Source organism: Microtetraspora sp. NBRC 16547 (assembly GCF_030268965.1).
Lineage (GTDB): Bacteria > Actinomycetota > Actinomycetes > Streptosporangiales > Streptosporangiaceae > Microtetraspora.
In genome coordinates, this window is the sequence record NZ_BSSE01000048.1 from 11,793 (window position 1) to 31,076 (window position 19,284).

Sequence of the window (19,284 nt, forward strand, 5' to 3'; positions counted from 1 at the left end):
CGCGGGCTCGTGGCGCCCTAGAGGCGACTCGTGCCCTCCTCGCTCGGGACTCGTTCCTCACCCACTCGCTCGTCGGTTACTTCCCCGCCGCGCCCCTCGCGGTGTCTATTGGCGCTCGCTGCGCTCGCGCGGGCTCGTGGCGCCCTAGAGGCGACTCGTGCCCTCCTCGCTCGGGACTCGTTCCTCACCCACTCGCTCGTCGGTTACTTCCCCGCCGCGCCCCTCGCGGTCGTATGTGCTGTGGGACACACCACCACATTGCTTGCATATTGCCGGTTACTGGCGGGTAGCATTCCCCTAGAGTTACTGACTGGTACGTAACCCCCGACGGCCTTGGTTTCTAGGAGCGCACGAGATGGGCCACTACAAGAGCAACGTCCGCGATCTGGAGTTCAACCTGTTCGAGATGTTCGGACGCGGAGAGATCCTCGGCGGTGGCCCGTTCCAGGACATCGACCAGGACACCGCCCGCAGCATCCTCGACGAGGTGAACCGGCTGGCCACCGGCCCCATCGCGGAGTCCTTCGAGGACGCCGACCGCCACCCGCCGGTCTTCGACCCGGCCACGCACACCGTCACGATGCCCGAGAGCTTCAAGAAGTCCTACCAGGCCTGGGTGGACGCCGAGTGGTGGCGGATGGAGCTGCAGCCCGAGCTCGGCGGCACGCCGGCTCCGCGCAGCCTCGTGTGGTCGGTGGCCGAGCTGATCCTCGGCGCCAACCCCGCCGTCTGGATGTTCGGCAGCGGCCCCGCGTTCGCCCGGCTCCTGTTCGAGCTCGGCACCGAGGACCAGAAGCGGTTCGCCGAGCTCGCCGTCGAGCGTGACTGGGGCTCCACGATGGTGCTGACCGAGCCGGACGCCGGCTCCGACGTGGGCGCGGGCCGGACCAAGGCCGTACGGCAGGAGGACGGCACCTGGCACATCGAGGGCGTCAAGCGCTTCATCACCAGCGCCGAGCACGACATGGCGGAGAACATCTTCCACCTCGTGCTGGCCCGCCCCGAGGGCCACGGCCCCGGCACCAAGGGCCTGTCGATGTTCCTCGTGCCCAAGTTCCTCGTCGACCTCCCGACCGGCGAGCTGCGCGAGCGCAACGGCGTCTACGTCACCAACGTCGAGAAGAAGATGGGTCTCAAGGTCTCCACCACCTGCGAGCTCACCTTCGGCGAGAACCACCCGGCCATCGGATACCTCGTCGGCGACGTCCACGACGGCATCCGCCAGATGTTCATGGTCATCGAGAACGCCCGCATGATGGTCGGTACCAAGGCCATCGCGACGCTGTCCACGGGGTACCTCAACGCGCTCGACTACGCGAAGAACCGGGTCCAGGGTGCCGATCTGGCCAGGTCGGCCGACAAGACCGCCCCGCGCGTCACCATCACGCACCACCCCGACGTGCGCCGCGAGCTGATGCTCCAGAAGTCGTACGCGGAGGCCATGCGGGCGCTGGTGATCTACACGGCCACCTTCCAGGACGCCGTCCAGATCGCCGAGGCGGAGGGCCGCCGGGACCACGCCGCCGAGGCGATGAACGACCTGCTGCTCCCCATCGTCAAGGGCGTCGGCTCCGAGCGGTCGTACGAGCTGCTGGCCCGCTCGCTCCAGACGCTGGGCGGCTCCGGGTTCCTCCAGGACTACCCGATCGAGCAGTACATCCGCGACTCCAAGATCGACTCGCTCTACGAGGGCACGACGGCGATCCAGGGGCAGGACCTGTTCTTCCGCAAGGTGCTCAAGAACCAGGGCGCCGCGCTGGGTTCGCTGCTCGGGGAGATCTCCGAGTTCGCCGGCTCCGAGGCGGGCAACGGCCGGCTCAAGGTCGAGCGGGCGCTGCTCGGCGAGGCGGCGGCCGACGTCAAGGCCATGGCCGACACCATGGCGGGCTGGGCCATCGCGTCGCTGGAGTCGCCGAACGAGGTCTACAAGGTCGGCCTCAACACGACCCGCTTCCTGATGGCGCTGGGCGACCTCGTCCTGTCGTGGCTCCTGCTGCGCCAGGCGGAGGTGGCCCTCTCCGCCCTCGGCGCCCCGGAGACCCCGGGCCAGGCCGACACGGCGTTCTACACCGGCAAGGTGGCCGCCGCGACGTTCTTCGCGCAGACCGTCCTGCCCCGCCTCGCCTCCGAGCGCCGCATGCTCGACGCCACCACCCAGGACCTCATGGACCTACCCGAAGAGGCCTTCTAGCTCGTACGGCACCGCGTCCCGCGGCCGGCGGAACTGACGATCGCGCGTCTCCCTTCCAGAGGGGGGCGCGCGATCGTCGTGCATCGGCCGGAGGGCGTGGTGAGATCATCCGAGAGCCGGGTATGACGGATGGCATACGCGTTGTTTACCGTCCGGAGGACCACAATGGGCATCGGGGTCAGTCTCTTCTTCCTCACCCTCGGGGCGATTCTCAAATTCGCCATCGACCCCGATGTGCTCGGAAAAGCCGTGCACATCGACGTGATCGGTGTGATCTTCATGGTCGTCGGAGGCGTGGGGCTGCTCCTCAGCGTCGTCTTGGGCTCCCGCCGAGGCGCCACGTCCGACAGCCACCTGATGGAGCACGAGAGCCATCCCCCGAAGTCCTGACCGGCGGCCCGGGATCAGACGCCGAACTGCACGGCGGCGCGGGACGCGAGGATCGGCTTGATGTGCTCGGCGATGATCGCCTGGTGCACCGGGTGGTCTCGGTAGGCCAGGTAGTCCTCGACGGAATCGAAGTCGGCGACCACGGCGAACTCGTGGTTGCCCGGGTTGAGGCCCGCGTCCGGGCCGACGGCGTAGCTCCTGATCTGCGGGATGATCCCGGGCAGCGTGTTCAGCCGCGCGGCAACCTCCGCCTTCTGCTCGCCGGTGGCGTCCTCGGTCCAGGTGAACAGCACGACGTGCCGAATCATGATCTTCCCTCCGCGGTGTGAGTACCCGGCCAGCCTAGGGAGTGATGGACGCGTCGCGAGGCGCCACCTGGGCCGTGCGCGGCAGGGCTTGATTTGTCAGACACGACCAAGGGAGTGTCCGGAAGGTCACAACCAGTGCCACTCGATCGAGGCCACCCGCCTCCGGGCGGCCAGCCAGTCGGCGAAGGCGGCGGCACCGGCCTCGGCCACGGTCGCCGGATCCTCCTCGGCGGGCCGGCGCTCCAGCACGATGCCGGTGAGGTAGCCGTCCCCATGGCGTACCGGCCCGATCACCGTCCCCATGGGCGCGTCGCGCAGCGGGCCGGGCAGGTCCCTGGCCCGGCGCTCGCCCAGCGTCACCTGGGCCTCGCCGTACCCGAGCAGGCCGCCGAGGCCGTGCAGCAGCTCGCCGTTCACGGGCTGGGCGCCGGTAGCCCAGAGCGCGCGCACCAGGTCGAAGTCGGGACGGTGCGCGCTGAGGTAGGCGGGGCCGAGCTCGGCCTCCTTGCGGCGCCGGAACCGCCGCCGCCGGGCGACGCCGGCGATGAACGCCTCGAACTGCGGCCCCGACATGCCCATCTCGGCGAGCCAGGCCAGCGTGGCCGCGCGGTCGTGGAGCCGCCACATCCGCCTGATCTCCTCGGCGGCCTCCCTGAGCTCGTCGTCACCCACCGGCTCGTCGTCGGCGAGGACCTCGTTGTTGACGATGCACTGCTCGACGATCTCGTCGTGCACCGCCTTGTCACGCCGCGAGAGCGTGCGCGTCATGGCCAGCGCCTCGGCCACCGGGACACGGACCCGGTCGACACTGAGCAGGTATCCGGCCGCCCAGTGGGTGGAGTGGTCCATCAGCCACGGGACGCCGTCGTCCACCGGGGTGCTGACCGCGACCGTGCCGCCGCCCGGGTGGTTCAGCAGGAGGTCGTAGTCCACCACCGGGGTCCCCGGGCGTACGTCCACGACGAGCTGCGCCTGCGCCGCCGGGTGCCGGGCCGACCACTCGGCCACGGCGTTCCGGGCCTCCTGTACGGCGGAGCGGCGCCGGCGCAACCCCCGCAGCAGTTCCACGGCTTCGAAGAGGACCAGAGCGAAGTCGTCGACACCGGCCTCCAGCTTCGGGGGTAGAGGGCTGCGCACGTCTCTCCTCGGATGAGCCGGTGCCGCGCGGCGGGGCCTTCCAAAGGGGCTGGGTTGACGCCCCGCCGTGCGAGTCCGCGTGGCGCCCAGGGAGGCGGGATCCGATCCGCACCGATCCGTCCCTCTGGGCGCCTGCGGACAACGCTAGGCCGCCCTGCTTGGGATCCACTGGTTTGAATCTTGGAGTCGACTTGAGGGCGGTCCCGCCACCCGGGACCGCCCTCTCACGTGCCTCGGGCGTCAGGCCCAGGCGAGCATGCGGAGGGGGTCCTCCAGCATGGCGCCCACGTCACGGAGCACGTAGGAGCCCTGCTCGCCGTCGATCACGCGGTGATCGAACGACAGCGCCAGCGTCGTGACCTTGCGGACCGCGAGCTGCCCGTCGACCACCCACGGCATGTCCCGGATCTGGCCGAACGCCAGGATCGCCGCCTCTCCCGGGTTGAGGATCGGTGTGCCCGCGTCCACGCCGAACACGCCGACGTTGGTGATCGTGATCGTGCCACCGGTCAGCTCCGCGGGCTGGCATTTCCCGGCCCGCGCCCGCTCGGTGAGGTCGGCCAGCGCCTGGGCCAGCTCGGGCAGCGACATGGTGTGCGCGTTCTTGACGTTGGGCACGATCAGCCCGCGCTCGGTCGCCGCCGCGATGCCCAGGTTGACGTACCGCTTGACGATGATCGCGTCGTCCGTCCACGTCGCGTTGGCCATCGGGTGCCGCTTCACCGCCGTGAGCAGGGCCTTCGCCACCAGCAGCAAGGGCGAGACCTTCACCCCGGCGAAGTCGGGCAGCTCGCGCAGCCGGCGGACCATGGCCATCGTCTCGGTGACGTCCACCTGGAGCCACTCGGTGACGTGCGGGGCGGTGAACGCGCTGGCCACCATGGCCTGCGCGGTCGCCTTCCGCACCCCCTTGACCGGGATGCGCTCCTCCCCGCCCGTCGGCACGGCTCCCGCCTGGTACGGCACAGCGGCCGGGGCGGCGACGGCGGCCTGGACGTCCTCGCGGGTGATCGATCCCTGGGGGCCGGTGCCCGTCACGGTCGACAGGTCGACTCCGAGGTCCTTGGCGAGCTTGCGCACCGGCGGCTTGGCGAGCACCGGCACCCGGCCGCCCTGCCGGGGGACGACGGGAGCCGCCGGGGCCGGAGCCGGAGCCGGCGCGGGCGCCGGGACCGGAGCAGGCGTCGGAGCCGGTACGGACGCGGCCCCGGGAGCGGGCGCCGGAGCATGCTTCCGGGGACGGCGCGTGGTCGTGCCGGGCTTCACGCCGTAGCCGACCAGCACCGGGCGGCGCTCCTCCTTGGGGGCGAGCGTGCCGTGCATCCCCGGCTCCGTCCCGCCCTCGGCGGGCGGGTTCGGCACCAGGTCCTCGGCCACACCCTCCTCCGCCGGAACGTCGACGGAGATGATCGGGGTGCCGACCTCGACGGTCTGCCCCTCGGCGGCCATCAGCGCGGAGACGGTCCCCTCATAGGGGCAGGGCAGCTCCACCACGGCCTTGGCCGTCTCGATCTCGACGATCGTCTGGTTGACCTTGACGGAGTCCCCGGCGGCGACGTGCCACTTGATGATCTCGGCCTCGGTCAGCCCCTCGCCCACATCGGGAAGCCTGAACTCACGCAGCATGAGAATCCTCCCTCATCAGTAGGCGAAAGCGCGGTCCACCGCGTCGAGCACGCGGTCGAGGTCGGGCAGGTAGTGGTCCTCCAGCCGGGACGGCGGATAGGGCGTGGAGAAACCGCCGACGCGCAGCACCGGCGCCTCCAGGTGGTAGAAGCACCGCTCGCTGATGCGGGCCGCCAGCTCGGCGCCGAACCCGCTGAACACCGGGGCCTCGTGGACAACCACGCAGCGGCCGGTCCGCTGGACCGACTCCGTGATCACGCCCATGTCGAGCGGGTTGAGCGAGCGCAGGTCGATGACCTCGATGTTCCGCCCCTCCCCCTCGGCCGCCGTCGCGGCGGCGAGGCAGGTCTTCACCATCGGGCCGTAGGCGAGCAGCGTCACGTCGTCGCCGTGCCGTACGGTCCTGGCCCGGTCGAGGGGCAGGCCGGGGGCGGTGAGGTCCACCTCGGCCTTGTCCCAGTAGCGGCGCTTGGGCTCGAAGAAGATGATCGGGTCGTCGCAGCGGATCGCATCCTGGATCATCGTGTACGCGTCCGCGGGGTTGGAGCACGCCATCACGCGCAGCCCGGCGGTGTGCGTGAAGTACGCCTCGGGCGACTCGGAGTGGTGCTCGACCGCACCGATGCCGCCGCCGCAGGGGATGCGCACGACAACGGGCAGCTTGACCGCGCCGAGCGAGCGGAGCGGCATCTTGGCGAGCTGGGTGATGATCTGGTCGGCGGCGGGGAAAACGAAGCCGTCGAACTGGATCTCGCACACCGGGCGGTAGCCGCGCAGCGCCAACCCGATGGCCGTGCCGATGATGCCCGACTCGGCCAGCGGGGTGTCGATCACCCGGTCCTCGCCGAAGTCCTTCTGCAGGCCGTCGGTCACCCGGAAGACGCCGCCGAGCTTGCCGACGTCCTCACCCATCACGAGGACCTTGGGGTCCTCCTCCATCGCGCGGCGCAGGCCCTCGTTGATCGCCTTGCCCAGGGTCAGTGTGGTCATCGCTCGGCCCCCGCCTCGAAGCCCGCGAGGTAGGCGAAGTACTGCTCGCGCTCCTCGTCCACCAGCGCGTGGGGCGCTCCGTACACGTGGTCGAAGAGCGCCTCCGGCCCGGGATCGGGCAGTTCGAGACAGCGTCTGCGCACGTCCTTGCCGAGCGCGTCGGCCTCCGCGTCGACCTTGTCGAAGAACTCCTGGTCGGCGAGCTGGTTCTTGAAGAGGTACGCCTTGACCCGCTCGATCGGGTCCTTCAGCTTCCACGCCTCCAGCTCGTCGGCGACGCGGTAGCGGGTGGGGTCGTCGGAGGTGGTGTGCGCGCCCATGCGGTAGGTGAACGCCTCGATCATGGTGGGCCCCTGGCCGTTGCGCGCGTCCGCCAGCGCCTTGCGGGTCACCGCCAGGCAGGCGAACACGTCGTTGCCGTCGACCCGGATGCCGGGGAAGCCGAACCCGGAGGCGCGCTTGTACAGGGGGATGCGCGTCTGCTTCTCCAACGGCTCGGAGATCGCCCACTGGTTGTTCTGGCAGAAGAACACCACCGGGGCGTTGAACACCGACGCCCAGATGAACGACTCGTTCACGTCGCCCTGGGAGGTGGCTCCGTCACCGAAGTAGACGATCGTGGCGGCATCGGCCCCGTCGCGCTGGACGCCCATGGCGTAGCCGACCGCGTGCAGGGCCTGGGACCCGATGACGATCGTGTACAGGTGGAAGTTGTGCTCGTACGGATCCCATCCGCCGTGGTTGACCCCGCGGAACAGGCCGAGCAGCTTCACCGGATCGACGCCGCGGCACCAGGCCACACCGTGCTCGCGGTAAGTGGGGAACGCCATGTCGGCGTCGGTCAGCGCCCGGCCGGAGCCGATCTGCGCGGCCTCCTGCCCGAGCAGGGAGGCCCAGAGCCCGAGCTCGCCCTGCCGCTGAAGGGCGACGGCCTCGAGGTCGATGCGCCGGACCAGGACGAGGTCCCGGTAGAGCGAGCGCACCTCCTCGGTGGTCAGCTCTATGTCGTAGTCGGGGTGCTCGACCCGCTCGCCTTCGGGGGTGAGCAGTTGGATGAGCTCCGGGGGTGCGTCGGCACCGCGAGGGGCTTCGGCTGTCACGTGCCACTCCTGTGCGTCTAGGGCCGCGCGCGTGTGGGGTCACCACCCGCCTGCGGCCGGGTCCTCGCGCGGTCGGCGTCCATGGTGTGAAAACCGCTCGCGTATGCGGACATCGTGGCAGAGGCCACTCCCCGCCGCGCAAGCCCCTTCTCGACGCCCACCCTTCCACGTTCCCCGAACCCCTTGGGCGAACCATGGTCATCAGGTGGGCGCGAGAGGACTCCGGCGCAGGTCAGCCGGCGCGGTACACCACCAGGCCGTCGATCATAGTCAGCGAGCCCTGGAGGAGGTGGGTCCCGCCGGGGCGCCGGGGGTGAGTCCGCGCGCCTGCGGATACGCTTGACCGCGACACCGGACACCAGGCCAGGAGGACATCAGTGGCGCGCGTCATCGTCGACGTCATGCTCAAGCCGGAGATTCTCGACCCCCAGGGCCAGGCGATCGCCCGTGCGCTGCCCCGGCTGGGCTTCTCCGGGGTCCGGGACGTACGGCAGGGCAAGCGGTTCGAGGTGGAGATCGAGGGCGAGGCCGACGAGGCCGCCCTCGCCGAGGTCCGTAAGATGGCCGAAACCCTTTTGGCCAACACGGTGATCGAGGATTTCACGGTCCGCGTGGAGCGGTAAAACGGCACATTCCACACATCAAAAAGCCGACAAAGCACCTAAGACGTAACATTGGCGCGACCACTGAATAACAGGCGCGTCATTTTGCGGTTAGCCCGGATTCCTCGGGGAAGCCTTTCACGGTGACCTTCAACACCGGGAGGGGTCCGGTGGACATCGAGTTCTCGCTGGCTTTACCACGGGATGCGATTGGCATTCCCCTGGTCCGCCGGGTACTCGGCGACGCGCTGCGTTCGCTGGGGGTGGCCGAGGGCTGTGTGTCCGACATTCTCCTGGCGACCTCGGAGGCCTGTGCCAACGCCGTACGGCACGGCGGTCCCGCCGATCGTTACCGGGTGACCGCGGCCATCGGCGCCGGCCGCTGCGAGGTGCGGATCATCGACTGCGGGCACGGGTTGAACACCATCCCCCGGCAGTACCCTCCCGGAGACGCCGAGCACGGCCGCGGCATCCTGATCATGCAGTCGGTCGTGGACGAGATCTCCTTCGACATCAAGCCCGGCCGCGGCACCACCGTCCGGCTCACCAAGGAGCTCTGCTGGGACGAGGACGCCGTCGCCCGCTTCCTCACTCTGGACCGCCAGCTCGCCGCCGTCTGACCCCGGTTCCGCGGTCCGCCTCGCGATGAGTGGCTGGTGGACGGCTGGTGGGCGGCTGGTGGGCAGCACATCCCGGCGGCGGTGATCGAGTGATCGACGCCCTCAGCTAGGGCGGTTTTGGCTTCACCCGATAATCTGAGGCGTACCGCCACAGACCGCCGCCCGTGAATGAGGCGGTGGCGTGCGCGCGCCCATGCCTTGGAGGGGAACCGTGGGGGACCTGTCATGAACGCTGCCCGAGTGGGCGTCGTCACCTTTCCCGGAACACTCGACGACCAGGACGCGGCCCGGGCCGTGCGGCTCGCGGGAGCCGAGGCGGTGCCGCTGTGGCACGCCGACCACGACCTCAAGGGGGTGGACGCGGTCTTCCTTCCCGGCGGGTTCTCCTACGGCGACTACCTTCGGTGCGGGGCGATCTCCCGCTTCTCCCCGCTGATGGACGAGCTGATCCCGGCCGCACGCGCGGGCCTGCCGGTCCTCGGCACCTGCAACGGCTTCCAGATCCTCTGCGAGGCGCACCTGCTGCCGGGCGCGCTCACCCGCAACGAGGGCCTGCACTACATCTGCCGTGACCAGGGCATCCGCGTGGAGAACAACGGCACCGCCTGGACGGCCGATTTCGAGACCGGTCAGGAGATCACGCTGCCCGTCAAGCACGGCGAGGGGCGCTACGTCGCGGACGCGGACACCCTCGCCGAGCTGGAGGGCTCCGGGCGGGTAGTGTTCCGCTACGTCGGCGGCAACCCCAACGGCTCGCTCAACGACATCGCGGGCATCACCAACGAGGCGGGGAACATCGTCGGCCTCATGCCGCACCCCGAGCACGCGGTCGAGGAGCTGACCGGCGCGCCGAGCGTGGACGGCCGCGGATTCTTCACCTCCATCCTGAGGAAGCTGGTGAACGCGTGATCGGGAGCGAACGAGGAGTGGTGAGCGACCAATGAATACCGACTCCGTGAAGCGGGCCGCAGAGACGCCCGACGAGCCCATGCCGTACGCCGAGCTGGGCATGAAGGACGACGAATACCAGCGGGTGTGCGAGATCCTCGGCCGGCGGCCGACCGGCTCGGAGCTGGCGATCTACTCGGTCATGTGGAGCGAGCACTGCTCGTACAAGTCGTCCAAGGTGCACCTGCGCCAGTTCGGCACCAAGGCTCCCAAGTCGGATGCCCTGCTGGTCGGCATGGGTGAGAACGCCGGCGTCGTGGACATCGGCGACGGCTGGGCCGCCACCTTCAAGATCGAGTCGCACAACCACCCGTCGTACGTCGAGCCGCACCAGGGCGCGGCCACCGGAGTCGGCGGCATCGTCCGCGACATCATGTCGATGGGCGCCCGGCCGATCGCGGTCATGGACGCGCTGCGCTTCGGCGGCGCCGACCAGCAGGACACCCGGCGGGTGCTCCCGGGCGTCGTCGAGGGCATCAGCCACTACGGCAACTGCCTCGGCCTGCCCAACATCGGCGGCGAAGTCGTCTTCGACCCCTGCTACATCGGCAACCCGCTCGTGAACGCGCTCTGCGTGGGCCTGTTGCGCAAGGACCAGATCAAGCTCGCCACCGCTCCCGGCCCCGGGAACAAGGTCGTGCTGTTCGGCGCACGCACCGGGGCCGACGGCATCGGCGGCGCGTCCGTGCTGGCGTCCGCGACCTTCGAGGACGAGTCGCAGGCCAAGCGGCCCGCCGTCCAGGTCGGCGACCCGTTCATGGAGAAGCTGCTCATCGAGTGCTGCCTCGAGCTCTACCAGGCCGACGTGGTCGTGGGCATCCAGGACCTCGGCGCGGCCGGCGTCTCCTGTGCGACGACCGAGCTGGCCGCCAAGGGCACCGGTGGCATGTCGGTGAACCTCAACCTCGTCCCGCTGCGCGACCCGACGCTGCGGCCCGAGGAGATCCTGATGAGCGAGTCGCAGGAACGCATGATGGCCGTCGTCACGCCCGAGGACATCCCGGCGTTCATGGCGATCTGCGAGAAGTGGGACGTGCCCGCGACCGCCATCGGCGAGGTCACCGACACCGGCCGGCTCGTGATGACGTGGGACGGCGAGGTCATCGTCGACATCCCGCCGGGCACCGCCGCCGACGAGGGCCCGGTCTACGAGCGCCCCTTCCACGAGCCCGTGGGCCAGGCCGCGCTCAACGCCGACGGCCCGGAGCGGCTCCCCCGCCCCGAGGACCTGCGCGAGACGCTGCTCCGGCTGCTCGGCTCGCCGAACCTCGGCTCCAAGGAGTGGGTGACCTCCCAGTACGACCGGTACGTCCGGAGCAACACCGTCCTGGCGCAGCCCGCCGACGCCGGCATGCTGCGGATCTCCGAGGTCATGCCCGGCGCCGAGAAGACCACCCGGGGCATCGCCCTGGCGACGGACGGCAACGGCCGCTACGCCAAGCTCGATCCGTACGCCGGGGCGCAGCTCGCGCTCGCCGAGGCGTACCGGAACGTGGCCGTCACCGGCGCGGCGCCGCTCGCCGTCACCAACTGCCTCAACTTCGGCTCCCCGGAGGACCCCGAGGTGATGTGGCAGTTCGCGGAGGCCGTGCGCGGCCTCGCGGACGCCTGCAAGACCCTCGGCGTTCCGGTGACCGGCGGCAACGTGTCGTTCTACAACCAGACCGGCTCCACCGCGATCCACCCCACCCCCGTGGTGGGCGTCCTCGGCGTGATCGACGACGTCGCCAAGCGGGTCAGGTCCGGGTTCACGGGCGAGGGCCTGCGCGTGGTGCTGCTCGGCGACACGCGCGACGAGTTCGGCGGCTCCGAGTGGGCCCACGTGACGCACGGCCACCTGGGCGGGCTGCCGCCGGCGGTGGACCTGGAGGCGGAGCGCGGGCTCGCGTCGGTCCTGGTCGCGGCGGCCAAGCAGGGGCTGCTCGAAGGCTCGCACGACCTGTCCGACGGCGGCCTCGCCGTCGCCCTCGCCGAGGCGTGCCTCGCGCAGGGCGTCGGCGCCACGGTGTCGCTGCCCGGGGAGAACGCGTTCGTCGACCTGTTCAGCGAGTCGGCGTCCCGCGCCCTGGTCTGCGTACGGCCGGAGGCGTTCGAGGCGCTGGCCGAGCTGTGCGGCCGGTACGAGGTCCCCTGCTACGGCCTCGGCACGACCGGCGGCGCGTCGCTCAATGTCGAGGGTGTGCTGGACGTTCCCGTGGCCGAGCTGCGCGAGACCCACGCCGAAGCCCTGCCCGCCATCTTCGGCTGATCTCGGCCACAACAGCGAAAGGCCCTTCCGGACACGGTGTCCGGAAGGGCCTCTCGCCGCTTGCAGGACTCTCGAAGCGGCCTCAGGACGATCGAGGCCTTGGTCCCGTCTCGAACGCGGTCGCCACATCGGGGAACCTGGACCTGAGCATCGCCAGCGCGTGTTGTTCAAGGTCTGGGAGGTTCATGTCGACGACCTCTCGGACGATGGCCCAGTCGAGGCTGAAGTAGGCATGAACCGCCTGGTTCCGGAAGCCGCGTATCGCGCGCCACGGAATCTCGGGAATCGCGTCGCGCAGCTCCTCACTCAGGCAGGCAGACGCCTCCCCTACGACCATGAGCTGGCGGAGAACGGCGTTCTGCAGGATCTCGTCGTCGCTCCATTGAGAACCATGAGCGCCGACCCAACGTCGAACGGTTCGGCAAGCCCCGACGATGTCGGCGAGATAGAGCGAATCTCGCCGAGGATCACGCGGCATACAGGACCTCGGCGTCGCTGAGAACGCCTTCCCGGATCACCCAGTGCAGGCCATCCTTGGGAACCAGATCCACGGAGCACCCGAGAAGCGCCTCAAGCTCTTCCTGCAGACCGAAGAAAGCCAGACCCCGTACGGCTCGAGGACCCCGAACGTAAAGAAGATCGACGTCACTCGATGTGGTCGACTCCCCGCGCACAGTCGAACCGAAAACCGACAGCTCAGAGATTCCGTATCGTGCGCAGAGGTCAGCGATCGCCGGGCGCAACACCTCCAGCTCTTCGCGAGTCATGCCGTTCATTCTGCCAAACCCGCCCCTGGCTCGCCCGAGTTCACCGCCGCCACGGAGTCGAAGGTGTGCTGGACGTTCCCGTGGCCGAGCTGCGCGAGACCCACGCCGGGGCGCTGCCCGCCATCTTCGGCTGATCTCGGCCACAACGGCGAAAGGCCCTTCCGGACACGGTGTCCGGAAGGGCCTTCTTCTCAGAGGGGCGTGCTCGTTACAGGCCGTTGACGTGGCAGGTGGCGGTCATCGTCTTGGTCGGGTCGCTCTCGGAGGTAGCGGTGAGCTTGACGATGGCGTGCTTGCTGCCCCCGTCGGCCCGCTGGGCGTAGACGGTGACGGACTGGTGGTCGCCGAAGCCGACGGCCGCGAGCGCGTTGGGCGTGATCGTGGTCCAGCCCGTCCCCTCGGCCTCGGCCTTGAGCCGGTAGACGTCGCCGTTCAGGTACGCGCTGACGTCCTGGGGGTGCTGCCCCTGGGCGGGCGCCGCCTCACCGGTGTTGAACAGCGGGAACCGGCAGGACGACACGCCCTTCTCGGCGGCGGGGACGCCTGCGCCCGGCAGGAGCTTGACGCCGCGCTTCTGCGGGCCGACGCCGTCGAGCGAGCGGATCGCGACCGTGTAGGACAGGGTCCCCTTGGCGTCGCGGTGCACGTTGATGACGTAGAAGTGCAGCCGGTTGGCCTCATCGACGTACTCGTACTGGCTGCCCGAGTCGGTGCCCGCGTGGAAGAGGGCGTCGGAGAGCTGGCGGTAGTCGCCGATGGTGATCGGGACCTTGGTGCCGTCAGGCAGCACGTAGTCCGTCATCCCGATGTCCTGCGGGTTGGCGTCGATCACCCACTCGAACGGGGCGCTGTCCTGGTTCTTCGTCTTGGTCAGGAGCACGCCGGAGTCGGGGGTGAAGGAGTCGGTCCCCATCCGGTCGACGACTTCGACGGTGTAGTTGTCGTAGCTACCGCCGTCGCAGAGCGGGTCGGTCCGCGTGTTGCACGAGCCGGTGGACTTGTCGCCGGTGTCGAAGGAGATGTTGACACCCATCAGGCCGTTCTTGCCCGGCTGGACGGCGCGGGCGGTGACGTCGGCGACGACGACACCGGAGTCGCGGAGCGCCTCGCGCGACAGGCGCAGGACGTTCTGCTCGTCCACCATCTTCAGCTTGATCTTGTTACGCAGCATGTGCTGGGCGCCCATGGACGCGCCCGCCGTGGGCGGGATCAGCCAGCGGCTGTGCGGGCCGCCGGGTCCGTTGAAGCTGCCGCGGCTGAGCATCTCCCAGATGCCGGTGTACGCCCGGCGCATCGGGGTGCCATAGGGGTTGTTGTAGTTGTCGGCGATGCCCATGATGTGGCTCAGCTCGTGGGCGTAGACCCCCATGCCGGAGCTCTCGGTCTGGACCGAGTCGATGCCGAAGCGCGCGTTGGGCCAGAACGTGGAGCCGGAGGCCCAGGAGGTCCACTCCACGTAGCGGGTCTTGGACCAGTTCGGCAGATTCGGATCCGGCGGGCCGAACTCGTCGGTGACGTCCTCCTTGTTGGGGAACTTCATCATGCCGAACTCCTGCCAGGTGGACGACTCGTCCTGGCCGGCGCTGACGTAGAAGACGAAGTCGAACTCGTCGGCCTTCTGCTGACCGACGTCGGCGAGCCAGCCGGCGTTGCCGTCGGTGCGCAGGTTCTTGGTGCAGTTGTCGCCCGCCGGGCAGGCGTCGCGCTGGTACTCCATCGCGTACTCGTGCGACTTGCCGGGCATGGTGTACGGCCCGAAACCGGTCAGCTCGACACCGTAACGGCCACCGGAGTCCTCCATCCAGTACTCGTGGATGGTGTGCCCCTTGTTGAGCTGGTTGGGGGTGTTCAGGAAGTCCTGGTAGAACTTGGCGACCTGGTCACGCGGGATGTCGTGCGCCTCGGCGCTGGGGTTGCCGAAGACGGTGGAACCCTGGGGACGGGTGACAACGAACGGCTGGTTCGGATAGTCGAGCAGCACCAGCGCCCCCTTGAAGGTGCGCTCAGAGCCCTTGACTCCGGGGTCGGCCCAGTTCGTTCCAGGGATCTTCTTGTAGTCCGCCCACGTCATGTGGTCGGGGTTCTTCCAGTTCTGCGGGTCGATGGGCGCGACGATCCGCGCGGCGCGGCCGTGCAGGGCCTGCGCCCCATCGGGCTGGTCACGCTGCCAGGGCTGGGTCTGGGGCCAGTGGTTCCGCCGCCACGGCTGCTCGGGATCTTGGGAGGGATCTGCGGACGCGGGCGTCGCCGCCAGGGCCGCCGGGGCCAGCACAATGGCCGCCATCAGGCACTGGAGCAGCTTCTTGGGGGATTTCACGATTCAAGACGCTATATACGGTCTTGACGCAGATCATCGGTCACATGTAGGGAAGACCAACGGGCGCCCGTCCGACAGATGTTGGAATGCCCAGATGGAGGCCCGGTGGCGAATCTGCAGCGCATCGTGGACGATCTCTCCCTGCGCCTCAATCGCCCGCTGCTGCTGGAAGACAGCCGCCAGCGCGTGGTCGCCTACAGCGAGCAGAACGGGCCGATGGACGACATCCGCCGCGACTCGATCCTGCGCCGCCACACCACGCCCGAGGTGCGCGCCTTCCTCCGGGCCGCCGGCATCCACGAGGCGACCGGCCCCCTGCGCATCCCCGGCGCCGCCGGGCTGGGGCTGCTGCCGCGGGTCTGCGTCCCCGTACTGCACGAGGGCAGGCCGCTGGGCTTCCTCTGGTTCATCGACGCCGACCCGGCCATGACGGCGACGGAGATCGCCGTCGCCACGGCGGTCGCGCCCGTGCTGGCCCTCGCCCTCTTCCACGAGAGCCTGGCCTCGGGCCTGGCCTCGCGCCGGGAGTTGGAGGCCATCATGGGCGTGCTGCGGGGGGAGGCCGAGGCCGCCCGGACGCTGATCGAGGCGGGTGCCTTCCCCCACGCCGCTCCCGTCACAGTAGCCGTCGCCCGGCCCGTCACCGCCGAAGCGGACAACGCGCTGCGGCTGACGCTAGAGCGCGGCCTGCTCGCCGTACGTCGGCGCCTGGCCGGGCACCACCCCCTCCACCTCGTGCGCTACGACCACGCCGTGCTGCTCACCGCGGGCACCACCGCCTTCCCCGAGGAGATACGCGCGGCACTGGGAACGCCGGTCCTGGTCGGTATCGGCGGATCACGCCCCTCACTCGCGCGTGCGGCCGAGTCGTACGAGGAGGCCCTGCACGCCGCCGAGGTCGCGGCGAAGGTGCCGGAGCTGGGGAACTCGGCGGAGTGGTCCCGGCTCGGCGTCTACCGCATGCTCACCCGGGTCCCCCACGACAACCTGCACCCGGGCCTGGAGAGGATGCTCGACGACGCCCAGCACCGGCCGCTGCTGGAGACGCTGGAGATCTATCTCGACCTGGCCGGCAACGCGCAGGCCACCTCGCGCCGCCTGCGCCTGCACCGTACGTCCCTTTACTACCGGCTCCAGCGGGTCGAGGAACTGGCGGAGACCGACCTCAGCGACGGCGTGGAGCGGCTGAGCCTGCATCTCAGCCTGAAGCTGGCCCGGCTCTCCGGGCGCTACTCGTCCGGCTTGTGAGGCGGACTCTCCCGCGTAGCGACAGGAGACACCGGGACGAACCGGCGCAAAGACGCCCGACTGGGATGTCCCAGCCGGGCGTCTCGCTACTCTTCTCGCCGCCGGTGGCCGATCACGGTGCCGTGAACCGGCCGGCACGGGCCGAGCGAGTGGATCAGGCCTTCTTCGCGCAGATGGCGTACACCTTGCCGGTCACGGCGCCGCTGCCGCCACCGCCGCCGTTGTTCTGCTTCTCCAGGGAGATCGCCCAGCCGTTGTCGCTCGGGAAGCTCCCCATCACCTGGAAGTTCTTGATGGTGGTGAGCTCGTAGCCGCCGCCCGTGGCGACCTCGGTGCCCCCGCAGCTCACCGACGGCGTATCGGACGCGGACGCCGAGAAGCTTGCGCTGGCGATCCTGACCGTCACTCCGGAGGTGCCGTCCTTGCCGCGGTCGCCCTTCTCGCCCTTCTGGCCAGGAGTGCCGGGGTCACCCTTCTCGCCTTTCAGGCCGGGAGTGCCCGGCTCACCCTTCAGGCCAGGAGCGCCCGGCTCACCCTTCAGGCCAGGAGCACCCGGCTCACCCTTCAGGCCAGGAGCACCCGGCTCACCCTTCAGGCCAGGAGCGCCCGGCTCACCCTTCAGGCCAGGAGCGCCCGGGTCTCCCTTGGGACCAGCGTCGCCCTTCGGACCCTGGAGGCCGCGCGGGCCCTGCGGGCCCTGGGGGCCCTGGGGACCAGTCGCGCCGGTGCCGCCGACCCCGACCGCGCCGTCGGCCCCGGCCTGGTTCCAGTAGGTCTTGTACTCGGTCGGCTTGCAGGTGGTCGTCGCGTTGACGATCCGCACGTAACCCGACTTCTTGTTCACACAGGCGTAGATGACCTTGGAGGCGGAGGTGGCGGAGGAGGCGGACGCCATGCCACCCACCGCGAACAGGGACCCGGCGAGTGCGCCGACCGTGAGAACACCGATCGTGCGTCCACCTGGCAACTTGATAGCCACGGAGGCATCCCTTCGAAGGCAAGAGTGTGCTCGAACTCTTGGAGTACTGGGTGGACGCCTCCAGGGTTCCAGTAGATGACGCCATAAACATCACAAATCAATCTCGGCCGCTGCGTGCGCAGCAGTCCCACATCGTGGAATCAACGGGCATGCCGACGTACGGCGTACGCGAGAATCCGAGGCATGGTTGGCGCCACCCCCAAGCCCGATTCGCCGGAATACGCCTCCACGCTGAGGTACGCCTGGCGTGTCTGCTCGGTGACCAGCCTGGGGCTCGCGCTCATCGGTCTCAGCGGCAGCACGCTCAACGTCGCCCTCCCAGCGGTGGTGCGCCACTTCGACGCGGGGCCCGTGGCGTCGAACTGGGTCCTGCTGTCGTACCTGCTGGTCCAGACCGCCACGCTGGTGCTCTTCGGCAGGGTGGCCGACCTGGTGGGCAGGCGTCAGGTCTACCTTCTGGGGTTCGCCCTCTTCACCGGCGCCTCGCTGCTGGCCGGGCTCGCCCCCGGCGTGGGCCTGTTGATCGCGGCGCGGGCCGCACAGGCGCTCGGCGCCGCGATGATCCTCGCGAACGGCAGCGTCATCATCACCGACACCTTTCCACCGGACCGGCTGAGCCAGGGCATGGGCGTCTATTTCGGCACCCTGTCGGTGTCCCAGCTCGCCGGACCGACGCTCGGCGGGCTGATCGCGGACACGCTGGGCTGGCAGTGGATCTTCTGGATCAACGTCCCCACCGGGCTCGTGGCGCTCGTCTGGGGCGCCTTCACGCTGCGCAGGATCCCCAGCAGGGGACCGCGCGAGTCGGTGGACGCGCTGGGCAACCTGCTCGTCTTCGCCGCTCTGTCCGCGACGCTGGTGGCGATCAGCCAGGGCGACCTGATCGCCGGGGTGATCGCGCTGGCTCTCGTCCCGCCGCTGATCCTGGTCGAACGGCGGGCCGCCAACCCCGTGCTCAATCTGGCCGCCTTCGGCGGGCGGCTGCTGGCGTTCGCCAACATCGCGTCGTTCTGCAACGCTCTGGCCCGTGCCTCGCTGATCCTGCTCGCGGGCCTGTACTTCCAGGCCGCCCAAGGGGTGGACGCGCTCACCGCCGGCCTCGGCGTGCTGCCCGTCCCGATCGGGATGGGGCTCGCGTCACCGGTGGCGGGCGCCCTCGGCCGCCGGGTCAGCCCGTACGCGCTGTCCGTCGGCGGCGGGCTGTTCAGCGCCTCCGGCCTGCTGATCCTGTTCCTCGGCACCGGGGCGGATACGCCGTACTGGGTCGTGGGGATCGGCCTGTTCGTCGCGGGCTGCGGCAGCGGAACGTTCCTCACCGGCAACACCACGCAGGTCATGGCCGAGCTGCCGGCGGGCAGCCTCGGCGTGGTGAACGGCTTCCGCGTCATGGTCATGAACATGGGCATCGTGCTCAGCGTCGCCGTCACGATGAGCGTCCTCACCAGCGCGGTTCCTCCACGGCTGCGCGAGCAGGTCTACGCCGCCACGCTCTCCCGGCTGAATCCCGTGGCGGTGGAGCAGCTCATGTCGGGGTTCCGGCACACGTACGCCGTGCTGTTCGGGGTCGCGGTCCTCGGCACCGTGGCCGCCGCCGTCGCCCGCACGCCGCGCGGCGAAACCACCGTGCGGACGGACTAGGTCGTGTTTTGTAGATCACGAGACGGGATTGCGGAGCCAGATCCGTATCGAGGCGACATCTATGGTGCCGAGATACATGAAGTCGCGCTTGTCGTAGCGGGTCGCGACGGCACGGCACTGTTTCAGCAGGTTGAAGCAGCGTTCCCCCGTGTTCCGATCTCTGTATCGGACAGAG

General features: G+C 69.6%; 17 protein-coding genes. 8 read left to right on the forward strand and 9 right to left on the reverse strand.

The window, feature by feature from the left end:
• Positions 1–355 precede the first annotated feature (355 nt).
• Both QSK17_RS34490 and QSK17_RS34495 read left to right on the forward strand, forming a co-directional pair.
• The gene (locus QSK17_RS34490) at positions 356–2,191 is read left to right on the forward strand and encodes an acyl-CoA dehydrogenase (RefSeq protein WP_285710609.1); all 1,836 of its coding nucleotides are present in this window, start codon (positions 356–358) and stop codon (positions 2,189–2,191) included.
• A gap of 165 nt (positions 2,192–2,356) precedes the next feature.
• A complete protein-coding gene (locus QSK17_RS34495; protein ID WP_285710611.1) occupies positions 2,357–2,581 on the forward strand; it encodes a hypothetical protein in 225 nt (74 codons plus the stop codon).
• Positions 2,582–2,595: 14 nt separating this feature from the next.
• Here QSK17_RS34495 and QSK17_RS34500 read toward each other — a convergent pair whose 3' ends face one another.
• The 5 genes from QSK17_RS34500 to pdhA all read right to left on the reverse strand — a co-directional run bounded on the left by QSK17_RS34500 (position 2,596) and on the right by pdhA (position 7,742).
• Positions 2,596–2,889 carry a Dabb family protein gene (locus QSK17_RS34500; RefSeq protein WP_285710613.1) on the reverse strand — a complete coding sequence of 98 codons (294 nt, stop codon included), beginning with the start codon at positions 2,887–2,889 and terminating at the stop codon, positions 2,596–2,598.
• Positions 2,890–3,015: 126 nt separating this feature from the next.
• Positions 3,016–4,026, reverse strand: coding sequence for a TIGR04500 family putative peptide maturation system protein (locus QSK17_RS34505; protein WP_285710615.1), 1,011 nt, complete (start codon positions 4,024–4,026; stop codon positions 3,016–3,018).
• A gap of 240 nt (positions 4,027–4,266) precedes the next feature.
• Entirely contained in the window at positions 4,267–5,652 is a 1,386-nt protein-coding gene (locus tag QSK17_RS34510) for a dihydrolipoamide acetyltransferase family protein (RefSeq protein WP_285710616.1), read from the reverse strand.
• 15 nt (positions 5,653–5,667) lie between these two features.
• Positions 5,668–6,642 (reverse strand): alpha-ketoacid dehydrogenase subunit beta, encoded by a 975-nt coding sequence (locus tag QSK17_RS34515; protein ID WP_285710618.1) that lies wholly within the window; start codon positions 6,640–6,642, stop codon positions 5,668–5,670.
• A complete protein-coding gene (gene pdhA, locus QSK17_RS34520; protein ID WP_285710620.1) occupies positions 6,639–7,742 on the reverse strand; it encodes a pyruvate dehydrogenase (acetyl-transferring) E1 component subunit alpha in 1,104 nt (367 codons plus the stop codon). The genes QSK17_RS34515 and pdhA overlap by 4 nt, the downstream gene beginning before the upstream one ends.
• Before the next feature lie 377 nt (positions 7,743–8,119).
• Here pdhA and purS point away from each other — a divergent pair, with 377 nt between their 5' ends.
• The 4 genes from purS to purL all read left to right on the forward strand — a co-directional run bounded on the left by purS (position 8,120) and on the right by purL (position 12,160).
• Positions 8,120–8,365, forward strand: coding sequence for a phosphoribosylformylglycinamidine synthase subunit PurS (gene purS / locus QSK17_RS34525; RefSeq protein WP_285710623.1), 246 nt, complete (start codon positions 8,120–8,122; stop codon positions 8,363–8,365).
• A gap of 122 nt (positions 8,366–8,487) precedes the next feature.
• Positions 8,488–8,964, forward strand: a complete 477-nt coding sequence (locus QSK17_RS34530) for an ATP-binding protein (protein ID WP_285710625.1) — start codon at positions 8,488–8,490, stop codon at positions 8,962–8,964.
• A 225-nt stretch (positions 8,965–9,189) separates the two neighbouring features.
• Entirely contained in the window at positions 9,190–9,873 is a 684-nt protein-coding gene (purQ, locus tag QSK17_RS34535) for a phosphoribosylformylglycinamidine synthase subunit PurQ (RefSeq protein ID WP_285710627.1), read from the forward strand.
• Between the two features lie 31 nt (positions 9,874–9,904).
• Positions 9,905–12,160 carry a phosphoribosylformylglycinamidine synthase subunit PurL gene (gene purL / locus QSK17_RS34540; RefSeq protein ID WP_285710630.1) on the forward strand — a complete coding sequence of 752 codons (2,256 nt, stop codon included), beginning with the start codon at positions 9,905–9,907 and terminating at the stop codon, positions 12,158–12,160.
• Positions 12,161–12,242: 82 nt separating this feature from the next.
• Here purL and QSK17_RS34545 read toward each other — a convergent pair whose 3' ends face one another.
• From QSK17_RS34545 to QSK17_RS34555, 3 genes are all read right to left on the reverse strand, one after another.
• A complete protein-coding gene (locus QSK17_RS34545; protein ID WP_285710633.1) occupies positions 12,243–12,638 on the reverse strand; it encodes a HepT-like ribonuclease domain-containing protein in 396 nt (131 codons plus the stop codon).
• A complete protein-coding gene (locus tag QSK17_RS34550) occupies positions 12,628–12,927 on the reverse strand; it encodes a nucleotidyltransferase family protein (RefSeq protein ID WP_285710635.1) in 300 nt (99 codons plus the stop codon). Before QSK17_RS34550 ends, QSK17_RS34545 begins: the two co-directional genes overlap by 11 nt.
• A gap of 208 nt (positions 12,928–13,135) precedes the next feature.
• A complete protein-coding gene (locus QSK17_RS34555) occupies positions 13,136–15,244 on the reverse strand; it encodes a M6 family metalloprotease domain-containing protein (RefSeq protein ID WP_285710638.1) in 2,109 nt (702 codons plus the stop codon).
• Between the two features lie 105 nt (positions 15,245–15,349).
• Between QSK17_RS34555 and QSK17_RS34560 the strand changes: the two genes are divergently transcribed.
• The gene (locus tag QSK17_RS34560; protein WP_285710640.1) at positions 15,350–16,492 is read left to right on the forward strand and encodes a PucR family transcriptional regulator; all 1,143 of its coding nucleotides are present in this window, start codon (positions 15,350–15,352) and stop codon (positions 16,490–16,492) included.
• A gap of 154 nt (positions 16,493–16,646) precedes the next feature.
• Here QSK17_RS34560 and QSK17_RS34565 read toward each other — a convergent pair whose 3' ends face one another.
• Positions 16,647–17,471: a collagen-like domain-containing protein gene (locus QSK17_RS34565; RefSeq protein ID WP_285710642.1), complete on the reverse strand. Its 825-nt coding sequence runs from the start codon at positions 17,469–17,471 to the stop codon at positions 16,647–16,649.
• 183 nt (positions 17,472–17,654) lie between these two features.
• Between QSK17_RS34565 and QSK17_RS34570 the strand changes: the two genes are divergently transcribed.
• Positions 17,655–19,109: an MFS transporter gene (locus QSK17_RS34570; RefSeq protein WP_285710645.1), complete on the forward strand. Its 1,455-nt coding sequence runs from the start codon at positions 17,655–17,657 to the stop codon at positions 19,107–19,109.
• Positions 19,110–19,284: the final 175 nt, after the last annotated feature.

What these genes read in the sequence shown, in the direction of transcription:
- QSK17_RS34490 (WP_285710609.1), top strand. Translation starts at nt 356, where the DNA reads ATGGGCCACTACAAGAGCAACGTCCGCGATCTGGAGTTCAACCTGTTC.
- QSK17_RS34495 (WP_285710611.1), top strand. Translation starts at nt 2,357, where the DNA reads ATGGGCATCGGGGTCAGTCTCTTCTTCCTCACCCTCGGGGCGATTCTC.
- QSK17_RS34500 (WP_285710613.1), bottom strand. Translation starts at nt 2,889, where the DNA reads ATGATTCGGCACGTCGTGCTGTTCACCTGGACCGAGGACGCCACCGGC.
- QSK17_RS34510 (WP_285710616.1), bottom strand. Translation starts at nt 5,652, where the DNA reads ATGCTGCGTGAGTTCAGGCTTCCCGATGTGGGCGAGGGGCTGACCGAG.
- QSK17_RS34515 (WP_285710618.1), bottom strand. Translation starts at nt 6,642, where the DNA reads ATGACCACACTGACCCTGGGCAAGGCGATCAACGAGGGCCTGCGCCGC.
- purQ (WP_285710627.1), top strand. Translation starts at nt 9,190, where the DNA reads ATGAACGCTGCCCGAGTGGGCGTCGTCACCTTTCCCGGAACACTCGAC.
- purL (WP_285710630.1), top strand. Translation starts at nt 9,905, where the DNA reads ATGAATACCGACTCCGTGAAGCGGGCCGCAGAGACGCCCGACGAGCCC.
- QSK17_RS34545 (WP_285710633.1), bottom strand. Translation starts at nt 12,638, where the DNA reads ATGCCGCGTGATCCTCGGCGAGATTCGCTCTATCTCGCCGACATCGTC.
- QSK17_RS34550 (WP_285710635.1), bottom strand. Translation starts at nt 12,927, where the DNA reads ATGACTCGCGAAGAGCTGGAGGTGTTGCGCCCGGCGATCGCTGACCTC.
- QSK17_RS34570 (WP_285710645.1), top strand. Translation starts at nt 17,655, where the DNA reads ATGGTTGGCGCCACCCCCAAGCCCGATTCGCCGGAATACGCCTCCACG.